The organism is Aminobacter sp. MET-1 (genome assembly GCF_026521175.1).
Classification (GTDB): domain Bacteria; phylum Pseudomonadota; class Alphaproteobacteria; order Rhizobiales; family Rhizobiaceae; genus Aminobacter.
Genome location: NZ_JAMSHL010000010.1, coordinates 125,340 through 142,804, shown reverse-complemented (window position 1 = coordinate 142,804; position 17,465 = coordinate 125,340). Strand labels below are relative to the sequence as shown.

16 protein-coding genes are annotated in these 17,465 nt (G+C 63.9%); 6 read left to right on the top strand and 10 right to left on the bottom strand.

Going from position 1 to position 17,465, the window contains the following annotated elements:
* The first annotated feature begins 29 nt into the window (after positions 1-29).
* From NDO48_RS16005 to NDO48_RS15980, 6 genes are read left to right on the top strand one after another with little or no spacing between them, the layout of a single operon-like run.
* Positions 30-443: a RidA family protein gene (locus NDO48_RS16005; protein ID WP_026227756.1), complete on the top strand. Its 414-nt coding sequence runs from the start codon at positions 30-32 to the stop codon at positions 441-443.
* A complete protein-coding gene (locus tag NDO48_RS16000; RefSeq protein ID WP_018430755.1) occupies positions 443-1,669 on the top strand; it encodes a pyridoxal phosphate-dependent aminotransferase in 1,227 nt (408 codons plus the stop codon). Before NDO48_RS16005 ends, NDO48_RS16000 begins: the two co-directional genes overlap by 1 nt.
* Positions 1,666-2,457 carry an ABC transporter ATP-binding protein gene (locus NDO48_RS15995; protein WP_018430756.1) on the top strand — a complete coding sequence of 264 codons (792 nt, stop codon included), beginning with the start codon at positions 1,666-1,668 and terminating at the stop codon, positions 2,455-2,457. The genes NDO48_RS16000 and NDO48_RS15995 overlap by 4 nt, the downstream gene beginning before the upstream one ends.
* Positions 2,454-3,182: an ABC transporter ATP-binding protein gene (locus tag NDO48_RS15990; RefSeq protein WP_018430757.1), complete on the top strand. Its 729-nt coding sequence runs from the start codon at positions 2,454-2,456 to the stop codon at positions 3,180-3,182. Before NDO48_RS15995 ends, NDO48_RS15990 begins: the two co-directional genes overlap by 4 nt.
* Positions 3,179-4,081: a branched-chain amino acid ABC transporter permease gene (locus NDO48_RS15985; RefSeq protein WP_018430758.1), complete on the top strand. Its 903-nt coding sequence runs from the start codon at positions 3,179-3,181 to the stop codon at positions 4,079-4,081. The genes NDO48_RS15990 and NDO48_RS15985 overlap by 4 nt, the downstream gene beginning before the upstream one ends.
* 7 nt (positions 4,082-4,088) lie before the next feature.
* Positions 4,089-5,033 carry a branched-chain amino acid ABC transporter permease gene (locus NDO48_RS15980; protein WP_018430759.1) on the top strand — a complete coding sequence of 315 codons (945 nt, stop codon included), beginning with the start codon at positions 4,089-4,091 and terminating at the stop codon, positions 5,031-5,033.
* 112 nt (positions 5,034-5,145) lie between these two features.
* On the opposite strand, the gene NDO48_RS15975 is transcribed toward NDO48_RS15980, so the two are convergent.
* The 10 genes from NDO48_RS15975 to bioB all read right to left on the bottom strand — a co-directional run bounded on the left by NDO48_RS15975 (position 5,146) and on the right by bioB (position 17,451).
* A complete protein-coding gene (locus tag NDO48_RS15975; RefSeq protein WP_018430760.1) occupies positions 5,146-5,844 on the bottom strand; it encodes a GntR family transcriptional regulator in 699 nt (232 codons plus the stop codon).
* Between the two features lie 100 nt (positions 5,845-5,944).
* On the bottom strand, positions 5,945-6,910 hold the full coding sequence (locus tag NDO48_RS15970; protein WP_018430761.1) for an ornithine cyclodeaminase family protein: 966 nt from the start codon (positions 6,908-6,910) through the stop codon (positions 5,945-5,947).
* 92 nt (positions 6,911-7,002) lie between these two features.
* The gene (locus tag NDO48_RS15965; protein WP_018430762.1) at positions 7,003-8,313 is read right to left on the bottom strand and encodes an NAD(P)/FAD-dependent oxidoreductase; all 1,311 of its coding nucleotides are present in this window, start codon (positions 8,311-8,313) and stop codon (positions 7,003-7,005) included.
* Positions 8,310-10,607: a molybdopterin guanine dinucleotide-containing S/N-oxide reductase gene (locus NDO48_RS15960; protein WP_018430763.1), complete on the bottom strand. Its 2,298-nt coding sequence runs from the start codon at positions 10,605-10,607 to the stop codon at positions 8,310-8,312. The genes NDO48_RS15965 and NDO48_RS15960 overlap by 4 nt, the downstream gene beginning before the upstream one ends.
* 29 nt (positions 10,608-10,636) lie before the next feature.
* Positions 10,637-11,908, bottom strand: a complete 1,272-nt coding sequence (locus tag NDO48_RS15955; protein ID WP_018430764.1) for an ABC transporter substrate-binding protein — start codon at positions 11,906-11,908, stop codon at positions 10,637-10,639.
* Between the two features lie 537 nt (positions 11,909-12,445).
* On the bottom strand, positions 12,446-13,429 hold the full coding sequence (locus tag NDO48_RS15950) for a beta-ketoacyl-ACP synthase III (protein ID WP_018430766.1): 984 nt from the start codon (positions 13,427-13,429) through the stop codon (positions 12,446-12,448).
* The gene (locus NDO48_RS15945) at positions 13,426-14,688 is read right to left on the bottom strand and encodes an adenosylmethionine--8-amino-7-oxononanoate transaminase (RefSeq protein WP_267321774.1); all 1,263 of its coding nucleotides are present in this window, start codon (positions 14,686-14,688) and stop codon (positions 13,426-13,428) included. Before NDO48_RS15945 ends, NDO48_RS15950 begins: the two co-directional genes overlap by 4 nt.
* On the bottom strand, positions 14,685-15,323 hold the full coding sequence (gene bioD / locus NDO48_RS15940) for a dethiobiotin synthase (RefSeq protein ID WP_018430768.1): 639 nt from the start codon (positions 15,321-15,323) through the stop codon (positions 14,685-14,687). The genes NDO48_RS15945 and bioD overlap by 4 nt, the downstream gene beginning before the upstream one ends.
* Positions 15,320-16,456: an 8-amino-7-oxononanoate synthase gene (locus NDO48_RS15935; RefSeq protein ID WP_267321773.1), complete on the bottom strand. Its 1,137-nt coding sequence runs from the start codon at positions 16,454-16,456 to the stop codon at positions 15,320-15,322. Before NDO48_RS15935 ends, bioD begins: the two co-directional genes overlap by 4 nt.
* Entirely contained in the window at positions 16,453-17,451 is a 999-nt protein-coding gene (gene bioB, locus NDO48_RS15930; protein ID WP_018430770.1) for a biotin synthase BioB, read from the bottom strand. The genes NDO48_RS15935 and bioB overlap by 4 nt, the downstream gene beginning before the upstream one ends.
* Positions 17,452-17,465 lie beyond the last annotated feature (14 nt).

Below are 17,465 nucleotides of genomic sequence, written 5' to 3'. Positions count from 1 at the left end.
TCAAATGAGCGTTTGCCAAGAGGCTTTAGGTGACGAGAAAAGCTATCTATTCCGGCTCTCCCTTTGAGGAACTGGCCGGTTATTCCCGGGCGCTGGTGGACGGCAACTGGGTTTTCGTTTCCGGTACCGCCGGACATGATCCGGCGATTGGCGGGTTCGCGCCCGAGGCAGAAGCGCAGGCGCGACGCTCGCTCGCCATCATCGCCGGGGCCCTGGCTGAGGCGGATGCGCACATTTCGGATATCGTGTCGGTGCGCGTGTATCTCGCCAGCCGCGACGACGTGATGGCTGTTTCCAGGGTGCTCGGCGAGACCTTCGCCGATCCTCGGCCAACCAACACGACCATCATCTGCGGCTTCCCCGTCGAAGAGATCAAGGTCGAGATCGAAGTGATCGCGCGCCGCAAGGCCGGCGCTGCGGAAAATGACAGTCAGGTGATTTGATGAAGCGGGTAGCCAGGCGTATCTCGGAGACGCCGCAAAAGTCGTTCGGCATGTATCAGAAGGCTGCGGCCCTTGCCGGCAGCGGGCGCGATCTCATTCATCTGGAGCTGGGGCGCCCTTCTGCCGATACGCCGGATCACATCAAGCAGGCAACGATCGCGGCGTTGCTGGCTGGCGACGTCCACTACAGCGACCTCAAGGGGACTGCCAGCTTCCGCGAGGCGCTCGCCGAAAAGCTGCGCCGGCAGAATGGCATGGATGTCACCGCCGCCGATGTCCTTGTCACCAACGGCCTCACTCATGCGTCCTTCGCTGCTTTCCTCGCGCTGCTTGATCCGGGTGACGAGGCGATCCTGCTCGATCCGTTCTATCCGCAGCATGTCGGCAAGATCGAGCTCGCCGGTGCAAAGCCGGTATTCGTCCAGCTCGATGCCGGCAACGACTTCACCATCGACATCGATCTGATCGAAGCCAAGATCACGCCGCGCACCCGGATGATCGTGCTGGTCAATCCGGTCAATCCGACCGGCCGCGTCTACTCCCGCGCCGAACTGCAGGGCCTGGCCGATCTGGCGATCGCGCGTGACCTGCTCGTGCTTTCCGACGAGGTCTATGAAGACATGGTCTATGACGGCCATGCCCATACCAGCATTGCAGCGCTTCCCGGCATGGCCGAGCGCACCATCACAGCCTTTGCATTCACCAAATCCTTTGCCATGGATGGGTGGCGTCTAGGCTATCTGACAGCGCCGGCGTGGGCCATGCCGGGTCTGCTCAAGATCACCGCCAACGACGCCACCCACGTCAATACATTTATCCAGGCCGGTGGTCGCGCTGCGATCACCGGCCCTTCTGAAGTGCTTGCCGACCTGGTTGACGACGACCGGCAGAAGCGCGACCTGGTCGTGCGCCGGCTGAACCAGATGCCTGGGGTGAAATGTCCTTCGCCCCAGGGCGCCATCTACGCCTTCCCTGACATCTCCGCGTTCGGTATTCCCTCGCAGACGCTCGCGGAAAAGATCCTCAACGAGGCGGATGTGGTGGTCGAGGCGGGCAGTTTCTACGGTCAATCGGGCGAGGGCCACTTGCGCGTCTGTTTCGGTTCCGAAAGCCTGGAGCGTCTGGACGAAGGCATGGATCGCTTGTCGCGCTTCTTCAACAATCTGTGGGACGGGCGGGACGGCGCGGCAAGCCAGGCGGTCGAAGCCAAGCGAGGCAGTGCATGATCCGGACGGGAGAAGTCATCCTCGAGACCCGCGGACTGTCGCGCAGCTTCGGTGCCCTCAAGGCGGTCGACGGCGTCAACATCTCGGTGAAGGCGGGGCAGATCACCGGCCTGATCGGGCCCAACGGTGCCGGCAAGAGCACGCTGTTCGGTCTCATTGCCGGTGAAGTCCAGCCAAGTGCAGGCGAGGTGATCTTCGCCGGGCAGGGCATTTCAGGTCTTCGGCCCGACCGGATCTTTCGTGCCGGCCTGGCACGCACCTTCCAGATACCTCGCCCTTTCCCGCAGATGTCGGTGCTGGAAAATGTCATGCTCTCGGCGACGGGCCAGTCGGGCGAAAAATTCTGGAACAACTGGTTTCGCAGTGGGCTGGTCGGCGCTGAAGAGCGCCGCGCGCGCGAAAGGGCGATGGACGTGCTTGCCTTCACCGGCCTGGCCGACAAGGCACGCGACCTCGCCGGCGTGCTCTCGGGCGGACAGCAGAAGCTTCTCGAGCTTGCCCGCGTGATGATGGTCGATCCGCCGCTGATCCTGCTCGACGAGCCGACGGCAGGTGTCAATCCGACCCTCATTGAAACGCTGATCGACAAGATCGTGGCGCTCAACCAGCGCGGTGTGGCCTTCCTTATCGTCGAGCACAACATGGACATGGTCATGCGCATCTGCCGCCACATCGTGGTGATGGCGCAGGGCAAGGTGATCTTCGATGGCGAGCCTGCAGGCGTCATGAAGGATCAGCGCATCGTCGATGCCTATCTTGGCGATGTGACAGTGGGAGAACTCGCATGAGCGTGCCCGTCTGCGAGGCGCGCAACGTGCGCGCCAGCTACATTCCCGGCATGCCGATCGTGTTCGACATCTCGGTCGCCATCGATGCCGGCGAGCTTGTCACCCTGATCGGCCCCAACGGCGCCGGAAAGTCGACCTTTCTCAAGGCGTTGGCCGGGCTTGTGCTGGTCGAGGGCGGCGAGGTCAGGCTTGGTGGCGAGCGCATCTCCGGCCTGCCGACGCATGAGATCATCGCTGCCGGTGTCGGTTTCGTGCCTCAGACCAGCAATGTCTTTTCGTCCCTGTCGATCGAGGACAACCTCATCAGCGGCGGCCATACGCTGTCGCGGCCGCTGATGCGCGAGCGCGTCCAGCGCGCTTTCGAACACTTCCCCGCCTTGGCCGAGCGCCGCCGCGCTCCGGCCAACGTGCTTTCGGGCGGCCAGCGCCAGATGCTGGCCGTGGCGCGCGCGCTGATGACCGATCCGCGTGTCATCATGCTCGATGAACCGACCGCCGGTCTCGCGCCGAAAATCGTTCACGAGGTCCTCGATGACCTGCGCCGTCTCGCTCAAAGCGGCGTCGCGGTCCTGATGGTCGAGCAGAACGCCAAGGCAGCGCTTCGCGTCTCCGACCGTGCCTATGTGCTGGTCGAGGGCCGAAACCATATGACGGGGACGGCATCCGACCTGCTCGACAACGACGCCATTGCCGAAGCGTTCCTGGGCTTCCGGAGGAAATCATGATCGGACAAGCAATTGCCGACGGTCTACTGACCGGCGGCATCCTCGCGCTCGGGGCAATCGGCTATTCGCTTTGCTCCCACATGCTCAAATTCGCCAACTTCGCGCATGCCGAGATGCTGACCTGGGGTGCCTATCTGGCGTTTGCGGTCGTGACGCTGCTGCCGGCAGCACCTGCGATCGGTCCTTTTTCCTTCGGTTGGACGCTGCTTGTCGCCATCGTGGTTTCATGCATCGGCACCGGATTGATCGCCATCGCTGCCGACAGCCTGGTGTTTTCCAGACTCAGGAAGCGGCGGGCCGGCAGCCTGACCCTGGTTTTTGCCAGCTTCGGCATAGCGCTCATCCTGCGCAATCTGGTGCTGTTCATCTGGGGTGCTGATGCGCACTACTACAGCGAGGAACTGCAGATATCGCTGGAAGTCCTGCCCAATGTCCGGCTGATGCCCGATCAGGTCCTGGTCCTGGTGCTGACGGTGGCGCTGGTGGTGGGGTTGCACCTGTTCCTGAAATACAGCCGCATCGGCATCGCCATGCGTTCGATGGCCGAGAACCCCGCACTTTCGCAGGTCTGCGGCATCGACATCGCCAAGGTGGTGCGTTGGACGTGGATGCTGAGCGGCGCGCTTGCCGCGATCGCCGGCGTTTTCGCGGGTCTTACCGTGCAGATTCGCCCGGAGATGGGCTTCAGCATGCTGCTTGCCCTGTTTACGGCGGCGATCCTCGGCGGTACCGGCAGCCTGTTTGGAGCGGTTGCCGGCGGTCTCATCGTCGGCCTCACCGAAAGCCTTTCGACGCTGATCATCCCGACCGGCTACAAGGCGGCGGTGCCATTCGGCCTCCTGCTTATCATTCTCTTCCTCCGGCCGCAGGGCCTGTTTTCCAGATCGGCTCGTGCGTGAGGTTCAGATGATCGGGTTTGCTTCCTACATCGTATTTTTCCTGACCGTTGCCCTGATCCTGGGGATTGCAACCCTCGGCCTTAACCTTCAGTGGGGTGGCACCGGGCTGTTCAACGCCGGTATCGTCGGCTTCTATGCGATCGGCGCCTACACCTTTGCCATTCTTACCGCGCCGGCTCGTCCGGAACTGCTCGGCAACTTCGAACTGCCCTGGATCGTCGGCATCCTGGGCGCAATGGCGGCGGCGGCACTTGCCGCCCTGATCACCGGGCTCGCGACGGTTCGGCTCAGGGGCGACTATCTCGCGGTCGCCACTTTCGGCATCGCCGTCACCATTCAGCTGGTTGCCACCAACTTCGAAGCGCTGACTGGCGGCACTCTGGGTATCGCCTCGATCCCCAATCCGTTCCGCGGCGTGTTTGAAACGCCGCTCGCCAACAATCTGGGCTATCTCGCCGTCGTCATCGCCATCCTGGCTGTCGCCTACATTGCCCTCGAACGTATCGCGCGTTCGCCCTGGGGACGCGTGCTCAAGGCGATCCGCGAGGACGAGGTGGCTGCCGAGACCCTGGGCAAGGACACCCGTGCCTTCCGCCTGCAGGCCTTCATCATCGGATCGACGTTGATGGGGCTCGCCGGCGCTCTCTATGCCAGCTTCATCGGCTTCGTCAGCCCGTTCGATTTCCTGCCCATCATCACCTTCCAGATCTGGACGATGCTGATCATCGGCGGCAGCGGCAACAACCGCGGCGCGATCCTCGGGGCGATCGTGGTCTGGGGTATCTGGAGTGCCATCGGCGCGGCATCTTCCAAAATGGTGCCCGAGCAATACCAGATTTACGGCGGTGCGGCACAGGCGATGGTCATCGGCCTGGCGCTTGTTCTGGTCCTGCTTCTGCGGCCGCGCGGCCTGATCGGCGAGGAGCCGGTCACCTCGAGGCACGCCGCCTGAAAGCGGCGAGCCGACATCCGGCTGTTGAAGCCGCGTTTCGTGATTCCCGAAAACCGCTTCCGGTTTTCGGGCCGATGCGCCGAAGCGGGGTCGGACGTCGAAGTCCGACCGCTCAGGCCTTGTCGACCATTTCCTTGCAGAGACGGCGCAGCAATGCCTGCGTCGTTTCGATATCGCCTTTGACGGCTTTTGCCGCGGCGCGGCCGTCTCCTGCGTCCATGGCGTCGATCAGGTCGCGATGATGCGAACTCGGCTTGTATTTGCCCGACACCAACACCGGTTCGATATGGCCCGACAGCATGCGCATGTACGGGCCGAAGCGCAGCCACAGGCTCTGGATGAACTGCGTGATGACAGGCGAGCCGCAGCATTCGTAAATGGCAAAATGCAGTTCCTGGTTTCGAGCAAGCATGTCCTCGAGATTTCTGCCGTTGGCTGCCGCCTCGTGTTCCTCCACCAGGTTGCGGAAGGTGCGCCGGTCGGCCGGCGTGGAGCGCTCGGTTGCAAGCTTGGTAGCAAGCGTCTCCAGCGCGACGCGCGTCAGGCAGAGATCGTCCAGCGCGGCCAGGCTGACCGTCGGCACCTGGGCCGAACCGGTGGTCAGAACCACAAGTGCGTTCTCGGCGATGAGGCGGCGCAGGGCTTCACGCACCGGCATGTGGCTGGTCTTGAACGTGTCGGACAGCATCGCGATCGTGAGGGTCTGGCCCGGATCGAAGTGGCCGGACATCAAGGCCTTGCGCAGCTGGCGATAGACGCCGTCCTGAATTGTCGAGCGCGACGATACCGGTTCCAGGAATTCGACGTTCATTCGTCTTCCTCTTTGATCAAACGATGAATGGTCACATAACATAGAAAAAGTGCCGTGCCGTATCAATTCGGCGGCGGCGCTTATGCATCGCTTTTCGGCGCTACCATTCGACGTGCTGGCCGATGCCGAGCGCTGTAGCGTTGTTCACGGCGCATAATGCGGCCGCGGCATCCTCCACGGCGATGCCGAGCGATTTGAACACGGTCAGGTCAGACGCCGAGGCTCGACCGGGCTGCATGCCTGCCAGCACTTCGCCGAGTTCGGCGCTGATATGATCGTCGCCGATTACGCCCCGCTCGAAAGGTTGGAGCAACTCGCCGCATTCGACTGCAGCTTGGCTGCGCGAATCCACGAAGAAGCGTGACACTGCCACGATGTCGTCGCCCAGTTCCCGCGCGCCGCGACTGCTCGATCCGACGGCGTTGATATGGCAACCGACCTTCAGCCAGCCAAGCTCGAGGATCGGCTCCTTCGAGCCGGTCAAGGTGCACACCACGTCGGCGTTGGCGACAGCCTCTCTGGCACTGTCGGCGATCTCGATGTCATTTGTGCGGGCAAGCTCGTCGGCCTTGGCGCGGGTGCGGCCCCACACAACGAAGCGTGCATCCGGCACGACCAGGCGCAGCGCGTCGATGTGGGTTTGTGCCTGCGTGCCGGTGCCGAGGATTGCGACTGTTTTGGCGTCGGCCCTTGCCAGTGCGGCTGTCGCGACCGCCGATGTGGCGGCGGTGCGTCGTGCGGTAATCTCGGTGGCGTCCAGCACGGCGCGCAATTGACCGGTTTCGCCATCGTTGAGCAGTACCGCACCCTGATGATTGTCGAGACCTCGCGCCGCATTGTCACGGGCGACGAGCACGTCCTTGAGGCACCACATCTTCTGCCCGCCAGAGTTTGCGAAGACAGGCATGAGGCCCATCAGAACCTCACCCGGGCCGGCGTTCAGCTGGTGGCGCGGGAACAGGCGATATTCGCCTTTGGCGAAGTCGCTTAGGGCTGCACGCATGGCGACGATGCAGTCTGCCATCGGCAGGGCCTCGGCCACGGCTTGCTGGTTGAGGATCAGCATGGATCTACGAACTCCCTGAGCGAGAACAGTCGGCTTGCCGCCGCGATGCGCCGATTCGAGCGCCTGGTGCGTCCGGTCGCAGGCGCGGCGTCCTAAAGTCCTTCCCGCCGGTCCTGCCACTTGGCTTGCGCAATGGCAACCGCGGGCGCTGCCGCGGCAAGGCTGCGGAATGGCAGACCGCGCGGTGAGGCTTGAGGGATGGGCAGGTCGGCAAGCCGCGTGCCCGACACGGCATCCGCCAGCACTTCGCCCAGCATTGCCGTCAAAGCGATGCCGCGGCCGTTGCAGCCGATGCCGCCGATGAAACCGGGAGCGAATTCGTAGATGTGGGGCAGGAAGTCCGTGGTCATGGCCGCTGTACCGCGCCAGATGCTGTCGACGGCAGGTACGTGCTTGAGGCCAAGCTCTGCCTGCAAGCGTTGCGCGATCATCCGGGCCATGCGTGGTGCAGCACCCATCGGCAGCATGGACATGCCGCCGCTGATCAGGCGATTGTCGCGGTCTAGCCGGAAGGTAAACAGATTGGCGCGGGTATCGGCGACAGGGTTGCGTCCGGGCGAGATGCGCCGAACCGTCACCTCATCCAGCGGTTCGGTGGCGATCTGGTAGACTTTCAGTGGCACGACGATGCGGCCGAGGCGGCGTGCGACACCCGTCTCCGCCGCATTGCTGCACAAGAGCACGGCGCGTGCACTTATCCGGTGCTCGCCGCTCGCAAGTTGCCAGCCATTGCCGGACCGCGTAACAGCGTCGACTTCAGCATGTTCATGCAGCACGGCACCTGCCGCGATGGCCGCGTCCGCTAGTCCATAGGCATAGTTGAGCGGGTGCACCGTGCCGCCGCTCCGGTCGATCAATGCTCCGTAGGAATGGCGCATGCCGGCGCGCCGGCGCGCTTCGGTGGCGTCGAGCATGCTTACCGGCCTGCCCAGGTCCTGCCACGCTCTGGCGCGGCGCTCGAGCATCGGCAACATCTTCTCCGAGTGCGCGACGTGCATCCAGCCGACCTGCTCGGCGTCGCAATCGATGGCGTTTTCGCGCGCCGTGGCAAAGACGCGATCTGCGCCGACGGCGATCATGTCCAGCAGTCTTGCGCCACGTTCTCTGCCGAGCTTGGCCACAACGGCAGCAGGATCGGCCTTGGCGAAATTTGGGACCACGAAGCCGGCATTGAGCCCGCTGGCCCCACTGCCGATCACATCGGCCTCAAGCACGGCGACGCGCGCGCCGCGCCTGGCCAGGTGCAGAGCAGCCGTCAGTCCGGTGAAGCCGGCGCCGATGATGGCGATGTCGGCTGTCGTCGTCGCGGTAAGAGGGCGGCCGATCGGGTTCGTATTGGCGGTCTTCCACCAGACTGTTCGTTCATGCTGGGAAGAGGCATATGCCGGTGTGGTGGACTTCATGGCTTGACGAACTCAGGCAGGCAAAATGCGGTAACGACAGGGGGGATGCCGGTGAAGGCTGTGATTTCGATCAGGCAGGTCTGTGCGCTGCAACCCTGCGACAAACCCGATGCCGGCACGTCAAGCGTCAGCACATTGGGGTTGCCGTGCTTGTCGAGCCCGGTTTTTGGATCGGGATCGAACCACGCGCCGGTGTTGAGCCGTGCAACGCCGGGCATGATGTCGTCGCTGATCGCCACTGCCGCCAGGCAACGGCCGCGGTCGTTGAACAGTTCGACGACCTGGTTTTCGTTCAGGCCCCGCCGTGCCGCATCGGAGGCGTTCATATAGACGCGTTCGCGGCCGTCCGATTTGCCGCCCTGGCTGTAGGGGCTGGCGTCGAGCTGGCTGTGCAGCCGGCGTGCCGGCTGATCCGTCAGAAGATGCAATGGAAATGTGCCGGCAAGGTCGGCACCGAGCCATTCCTGCGGCTCGAGCCAGACGGCATGGCCCGGACAGTCGTCGAGGCCGAAGCTGGCAATGCGTTCGGAAAAGATCTCGATCTTGCCGGACGGGGTACCGAGCGGCTTTTTTTCGGGATCGGCGACGAAGTCGCCCAGCATGTTGACGGGTTTGTCCAGCGGCGTCAGGTCGATAAGCCCGTCTTGCCAGAATGTATCGAAGTCAGGCAGGTCGAGACCGCGCTGGCGGTTGATGTCCCGACATTCCTCGTAGAGACGCGGCAGCCAGCCATCCGCGTCCAGGCCTTCGCTGAAGATGTAGCCGCAACCCAGCCGCTCGGCGAGTTCGGCAAAGATCGCATAATCGTCGCGTGCCTCGCCTGCAGGCGGGACGGCCTGTTTCATGGCAACGAAGTATGCCTCCAGTGTCGATGAGCCGATGTCGTTGCGCTCGAGCGAGATCGTTGCAGGCAGCACGATGTCGGCGCGCTTGGCCGTCGGCGTCCAATATTGTTCATTGACGATGACGGTGGCCGGCTTCTGCCAGGCTGTCAGGAAGCGATTAAGGTCCTGATGGTGATGGAACGGATTGCCGCCGGCCCAATAGATGAGCCGGATGTCGGGATAGTTCCGGGTCTTGCCATTGTAGGTAAACGGAGCGCCGGGGTTGAGCAGCATGTCGGAGATGCGGGCGACCGGAATGAAGTCCGGCACGCCTGGCTTGAGCTGCGAGAAGGTCGGGCCCTTGACCTTGGCATGCGCAGATCCGACCAGATTGGCTGCACCGTAACCCACGCCGAAACCACCGCCGGGCGTGCCTATCTGGCCAAGCATCGCCGCCAGTGTCACCACCATCCAGAATGGCTGTTCGCCATGGCTGGCGCGTTGCATCGACCATGACACGTTGAGCATGGTGCGCGATGACGCCATGCTGCGTGCAAGGTCGACGATCGTCGTGGCGGGCACGCCGCTGATCGCTTCCGCCCAGCGGGGCGTCTTGGCGATGCCGTCGGCCTCGCCGGTGAGATAGGGCGCAAACTTGTCGAAGCCGGTGCAGCAGCGCTCGAGGAAGGCCTGGTCGTGCATGCCTTCTGTGTAGACAACCCAGGCGAGCGCAAGCATCACCGCCGTGTCGGTGTTGGGCCGGCAGGGTATCCAGCTGGTGACGTCGGCATTGGCGCCGATGTTGTCACGCACAGGGCCGATATTGACGAAGCGGACGCCCGCCTTGCGCATGGCCGCCAGGCCGGAAGGCACGCCATGCAGGTTCACTCCGCCGGCGTTGATCTGTGAATTCTTGACCGGCACGCCGCCAAAGGTGACGAACAGTTCGCAATGCTCGGCCAGCAAATCCCATGACGAGTGACTCGCCATCAGCTCATCCATGCTGGCGACGATGTGCGGCAGAATGACGTTGGCCGCACCCAGGCTGTAGGAGTCGACATGCCGGACATAGCCGCCGGCGGCATTGAGGAAGCGATGGACCTGGCTCTGGGCATGGTGGAAGCGGCCGGCGCTCGACCAGCCATAGGAGCCGCCGAAGATCGCCGAATTGCCGAAGGTGGTACGCACCCGGTCGATCTCGGCTGCGACCAGCTCAAGGGCCAGTTCCCAGTCGACCTCGACGAATGGATCGAGCCCGCGACGCTGCGGTGCAGAGCCCGGGCCGTTGTCGAGCCAGCTTTTGCGGATCGAAGGACGCCGGACCCGAAGCCTGTTGAGCTCCGGGGCCAGCTGGTAGAGGCCAATCGGGCTGGGATCCCGATCGCGCCCGAACGCCTTGAGGGAGGGCATTTCGTTTCCTCGGGGTTCGACCTCATAGGTGCCCCAGTGGGAAAGCGTGTAGTTGGTCATGCCCTGTGGTCCGTTGCCCGCCCGAGGTCTTAGCTCTCGATTTCGGCGAAGAGCTTCTTCATATCCTCGTTCGAGTAGGTCTTGTCGATGATCAGTTCCTCGCCCTGGATGTGCCAGGACAGGGCTGGGCCGCTGATGTCGCCATAGGCATCGAACTCGATCGTGCCGAGCGAGCCGACGAACTTGATCGGCTTGCCTGCCTTGATCAACTCCAGCGCTTTCTTGAACTCGGCCGGACCCGTGCCGATCACTTCGCCATCCGCGGCCTGCGTTTTGCGGACCGCATCGCGGATAGACGAACCGGACAGGTCCGGTGCGATGTTCATGGCAAGGCCGAGGATCATGACGGCGTCGTATTCGCTATAAATGCCGGGGCCGTCGGAGCTGATCCCGTATGCGGCGTTGAACGCCTGCTTGAAGGCCTCGATCTCGGGGCCGGCCACTGATGCATTGTCGGTGCCGAAGGCCTTGGTCAGATATTTGGCGCCAACCGCCTTCACGAAGTCGGGGCTGCGCAGCGCGTTGTTGAGAATCAGGTCCTGGGTGCCGCCAAGCGAGATCCATTCGCGGGCGATCGTGGCGCCGTCCTGCGGGAAGGCGACGAGGAACATCGCATCCGGCTTTTCGGCGAGAGCTGCCGAAACCTCGGCGCGATAGGAAGCCTGGTTCTCGTTGAAGGCGACCGCCTTCACCACTTCGCCCCCGAGTTTTTCTGTCGCCTTGGAGAAATCCTTCACCAGGCTCGCGCCGTAGTCGTTGTTGACGTAGATGACCGCGATGCGCTTGAAGCCGCGCTCGGCGGCGATCTTGGCCGGCGGATAAGCAAGGTTCTTGACCGTCGGCTGGGTGCGGAAGAAGAACCCGCCGGTCTTGCCTTCCTGGGCGAGCGTGGTCAGCGTCGGCGCCGAAGCGCAGCAGGCGATCTGGGGGATTTGCGAAGGAGCTGCAACCGAAGTCAGGATCGGGATGGTGACGCCGCTGCCGATGCTGGCGGTCAAGGCCTTGACGCCCTCGACATCAACCAGAAACTTGGCCGCGTCGACGCCGACATTGGGCTGGCCCTGGTCGTCGCGCAGCACGAACTCTACCTGGCAACCCTTGATGCCGCCGCCCTCGTTGATGTTGGCGATGGCGAGCTGCGCGCTTTTGGCGATGTTCTTGCCCACCGCGCCCATCGAGCCGGTCAGCGACAGCACGCCGCCGATCTTGACCGGGCAGGCTGCATCTTCGGCCTTGGCCGAGGTGGAGAATGCGGTTGCCGCGAGCAGGCTGGCCAGCAGGAGGCCCTTTGTCTTGTTCATCTCGAGTCTTCCCCTTGTTTGCATGATGGCATCCGCGTGCTTCGTCTCGGGCCTTTGTTGCCCGTTGGTCAAGCCGCCGCGGAGCGTTCCTCTTTCTCCATCATTTGATCATAAGCGCACAAAAAACTACGCTTGTAAAGCAACCTCGGAAATGCGCTCGAAGATCCCGGCTGGAGAGGGATTTTTATGATAAAATGTAGCGATAACAACATGTTGATTGCAATGTCGCACTGCGCGATGCCATGCTTTCGACCCATCTCCGGCACTGGTTCTGGCCCGAAATTGCCATTGAACGGATCACATTTTTTGCAAGTTTCGCGCCTTAACGAGCTGTCGGACCCGCGTCCGACCGTTCGGCTCAGGATACCGACTTGCCCTCAGGCGGCCACCTGTAAGGACGGCCGGTTCGCACGGATGATCGAACCGGGATGTACGGTAGCGATGACCAATGGTGGGTTGACGATTGTTGTCACGGCTGGCAGCCGTGGGCCATTTCGATCCACGCGGATCGCCAATCGTTCGAAAGGCTCTTTCCCCTTAGAGGCCGAGGACCAGCGCTCCGCCGGTCAACCCCGCGCCGGCGGCCGCGAGCAGCAGCTTTTCGCCTGACAGGAATGGTCGGATGCAATGTGTCAATGAAAGCGACAGCGGGATCGTCGCGGCAGACGAATTGCCGTAGTCGGCGATGGTCTTGACGATCCTGTCGTCGGCGATGCCGAGCGATTTGCCGACGGCGTTGAAGATGCGCGCGTTGGCCTGGTGCGGTACGAAGCGGCTGACATCGCTGGCGGCGAGGCCTGCAGCAGCGAGCGCGTCCGCCGAGCAGCGGCCCATCATCTCCACCGCCTTGACGAAGACCTCGCGGCCGTTGGCAATGGTCATGCGCGTGTCGGCAATGTCGAGCTCGTCGGCGAAAGGCCGGCTGCTGCCGCCGGCCGGGATCTGGATCAGGCCGTAGCCGCTGCCGTCGGCGGCGACCGAGGCGCCGAGGATGCCATGCCCGGCTTCCGCAGAAGGCGCCAGGACGACAGCACCGGCGGCATCGGCGAACAGCACGGCACTTGCGCGCTCGGCCGGGTTGATGCGGCGGCTCAACATGTTGGCGGCGATGACTATGGCCGGTTTGTTGTGCAGCCGCACGAAGCCGTCGGCAAAGGTAAGTGCATAGATGAAGCCGGCGCAGGCGCCGGCGAGGTCGACGCCGCCGGCATTGGCGAGCCCGAGCCCGTGGGCTACCAGCGGGGCGCTCGGCGGCAACAGATGATCTGGCGTCGAGGTGGCAAGCAGCAGCAGGCCAATGTCGCCGCGCGCGATTCCGGTCTGTTTCAGCGCCATTTCGCCGGCCTTGGCGGCCAGTCCCGACAGCGTGTCCCCGGGTTCTGCCCAAAAGCGTGAGCGGATGCCGGTGCGGGTTTCGATCCAGCCGGCGTCGAGGCCAAGGCTCGCCTCGATCTCGGCGTTGTCGACCTTGCGGGCCGGAACGTGGTGGCCGAAGCCAGCGATGCGCGCGGTGCGGCTCATCCTGTAGCGGCCAGCTCGGCCGCCTCGTCGACTGTATCGTAGAGCCGGTCGAGTTCGGCAGAGGTCACACAATAGGGCGGCAGCACGTAGATGACGTTGCCAAGCGGCCGGACCAGAAGCCCGCGATCGAGGAAGAACGCGCGCAGCTTCGGCCCGACCTCGGCGAGGTAACCTGCCTTGCCGACATGCAGGTCGACGGCGGCGATGGTGCCGGTGCTGCGCAGGTTCTCGAAGCGCGCGTCACCGTTGAAGCGCGCGATCTTGTCCGCCTGCATCTTCGACAACGCGGTGACCCGCTCGACCACCGGCTCGTCGCGCCAGATCGCAACATTGGCGAGCGCTGCGGCGCAGGCGATCGGGTTTGCGGTGTAGGAACTCGAATGGAAAAAGGTCTTGGAGCGGTCGGTGGAGAAATGCGCGCGAAAGATCGCGTCGGTGGCCAGCGTCGCCGCCAGCGGCACAGAGCCGCCCGTCAGGCCCTTCGACGTGCACAAAATGTCGGGTGAAATGCCTGATTGTTCGCAGGCGAACATGGTTCCGGTGCGGCCCCAGCCGGTCATCACCTCGTCGGCGATGAGCAACGTGCCCGACTTCTCAGCGATACGCTTGAGCTCGGTCAGCACCCGGGCTGGATACATCAGCATGCCGCCCGCTCCGAGCACCAAGGGCTCGACGATCAGTGCTGCCGCCTTGCCGTCGCGCGTCAGCGCCTCGAAACGGTCCAGCGTTTCCTGCTCATGGCCGGCGGCCGGGAAAGGAATGGTGTCGACCTCGAACAGCAGCGGGTCGTAGGCGGCGTTGAACACGCCGCGTTCGCCGACGCTCATCGTGCCGATCGTGTCGCCATGGTAGCTGTGCTCCATGACGACGATACGCGAGCGGGCGTCGCCATTGTTGCGGTGGAAGCCAAGCGCCATCTTCAGCGCCACCTCGACGCTGGTCGAGCCGCTGTCGGAGTAGAACACCCAGTCGAGCCCTGATGGAGCCATCTCGACCAGCGCGGTGGCCAGTTTTTCCGCCGGCTCGTGGGTCAGGCCGGCGAAGATGACTTGGTCGAGCGTTTCGGTGGCGTTGCGGATGGCGCTGACGATTTTTGGATGCCTGTGGCCGTGGGTGATGACCCACCAGGACGAGATCGCATCGAGGATGCGCTTGCCGTCTACAGTTTCGACATAGGCGCCCTCGGTGCGCGCAATCATGGGCGGCACAGGCTCGGTGGCATGCTGGGTGAAGGGGTGCCAGACAGCAGACCGGCTCATGGCCTGGCCTCCAGGAAATCGGCGGCGCGGAAGTTCGCCTGCATGGCCTGGGCGAGTGTCCCAGGTGTCAGCGCTTCGAGGCGCGGCAGGCGGCCAAGCACGCGCACCTTGCCCATCTCGGCGATGGTGCGCTGGGTGTCGACCATCTCGTCGCCGATGAAGGCCACGCCCAAAAGCGGGACCGCACGGCTGCGCAGCGCTTCGATCGACAGAAGCGTGTGGTTGATCGTGCCGAGCCCGGTGCGGGCACAGAGCACCACCGGTGCTGCCCAGCGCGCGAAGACGTCGATGTACAGTGTACGCCTGTTGACCGGCACCATCAGGCCGCCGGCGCCTTCGACAACCAGCGGCCGCTGAGTGACTGGCAGGGCCAGCGCGTCGGCATCGATCTCGACACCGTCCAGTTCTGCAGCGCGGTGCGGCGACAGCGGTTCTTTCAGCCGCCACGTCTCCGGCAGGACCCGCTCGCCGGGCAGGCCAGCAAGACGGGCGACGATCTCGCTGTCGGTCTCCTCCTCGATGCCCGACTGCACCGGCTTCCAATAGACGCCGTCGAGCAGGACGGTGAGGCCCGCTGCAAACACGGTCTTGCCAATGCCGGTGTCAGTCCCGGTGACGACAATTGTGTTGCTCATTGCTTCCATTCCTCGGCCAGCGCGTCGAACAGCGCCGTAACATCGTCCTCGCCGACATTGAGCGTCAGCGAAATTCGCAATCGCGCTGTGCCCTCCGGCACGGTCGGCGGGCGGATGCCACGCACATCGAAGCCTCGTGCCTGCAGCACCTCGGCCAGCGCCATGGCTCGAGCATTGTCGCCGACGATGATCGGCAGGATCTGCGATCCGCTCGGGGGGAAGCCCAGCGCTAGAGCCTTTTCGCCCGATAGCGTCACCAGCTTCGCCAGCCTCTGGCGGCGTTCGGGTTCGTCGGCAACGATGTCGAGCGCGGTAGCCGACGCCACCGCCATCAGCGGCGAGGGGGCCGTAGCGTAGATGAAGGGCCGGCAGCGGTTGACGAGATAGTCGCACAGTACTGCAGGTGCAGTGACCAGCGCGCCCGAAGCGCCCAGCGCCTTCCCGGATGTGTGCAGCGAAACCACATTGTCACGGCCTTCGAGATGGTGCGCCAGTCCACGCCCTTCGGGGCCGTAGATGCCTGTTGCGTGCGCCTCGTCGATGAACAGGAAAGCCTCGTGCCGGTCGGCGACGGCCATCAATTCGTTCAGCGGCGCGGCGTCGCCATCCATGCTGTAGAGGCTTTCGACCACGATCCAGGCCCGTCCGGTGCCGCCGCCCGTGCGCCAGACCCTTATGGCGTCTTCCACAGCATTGGCGTCGTTGTGCCTGACTTCCACCACCTCGGCTCGGCCGGCGCGCGCGCCCTCATGGGCGCTGGCATGGACCAATTCGTCGAGGACGATCAGGTCGCCCTTCTGCGGCAGGGTGGTGAGCACGGCGAAGTTGGCGACATATCCACCGCCGAAAAACAGTGCCCGTTCAGCGCCGAAGAAGCTTGCTGCCTTGGCCTCCAGCGCCTCATGCTCCGGATCGTTGCCGCGCAACAACCGTGAGCCGGTGGCGCCCACCGGCGTGCCATTGGCCAGCGCTGTCGCGACCGCATCGGCCATGCGCTTGTTGCCCGCCAGTCCAAGATAATCGTTGGAAGCAAAATCGAGCCCGGCGCGACCGTTCAATGAGCGCAGCCGGCTCTTGCGGGCCAGCCCGCGCAGGCTGGCCTCGTAGCGGTCGAGCAACGCTCGCCCGGTCACTCCGCCTCGCGCTCCATCGGCTGGATGCCGAGGCGGCGGAACAGCATGGTGTCCTTGTCCTCGCCCGGGTTCTCGGCGGTCAAAAGCGTGTCGCCGACGAAGATCGAATTGGCGCCGGCAAAAAAGCACAGCGCCTGCATCTCGTCGCTCATCGCCGTGCGGCCGGCCGACAGGCGCACATGCGACTTCGGCATCATGATGCGGGCCAGTGCGATGGTGCGCACGAATTCGATCGGCTCGATCGGTTCGGCCTCGCCGAGCGGCGTACCTTCGATCGGGATCAGCATGTTGATCGGCACCGAATCGGGATGTTCGGGCAGGTTCGCCAGCGTCACCAGCATGTCGACGCGGTCGGTCTTTTCCTCACCCATGCCGACGATGCCGCCGCAGCACACCTTGATGCCGCTGTCGCGCACATTGGCCAGCGTGTCGAGCCGGTCTGCGAAGGTGCGGGTGGAGATGACTTCGCTGTAGTAGCGTTCCGAGGTGTCGATGTTGTGGTTGTAATAGTCGAGGCCGGCCTGCTTCAGGCGCTGTGCCTGGCCGAGATCGAGCATGCCAAGGGTCATGCAGGTCTCCATGCCGAGTTCCTTGACGCCTTCGACCATGGCGACAACGGCATCCATGTCGCGCTCCTTGGGGCTGCGCCAGGCAGCCCCCATGCAATAGCGCGTGGCGCCGGCATCCTTTGCCTTTTTCGCTTCGGCCAGAACGCGCTGCACTTCCATCAGCTTGGAGGCCTTGAGCCCGGATTCATGGCGCGACGACTGGCTGCAATAGCCGCAATCCTCGGGGCAGCCGCCGGTCTTGATCGATAGCAAGCGCGACAGCTGGACCCGGTTGGGGTCGAAGTTTTGGCGATGAATCGTCTGCGCCCGGAAGATGAGATCGTTGAACGGCAGGTCGTAGATCGCCTGGGCGTCTTCGCGGCTCCACTGGGGAAGTGCCCCATTGAGCGGCTCCGCGGCTGCATTCAGGTGCAATTCGGCGTTCATACGCTCTCCACTGC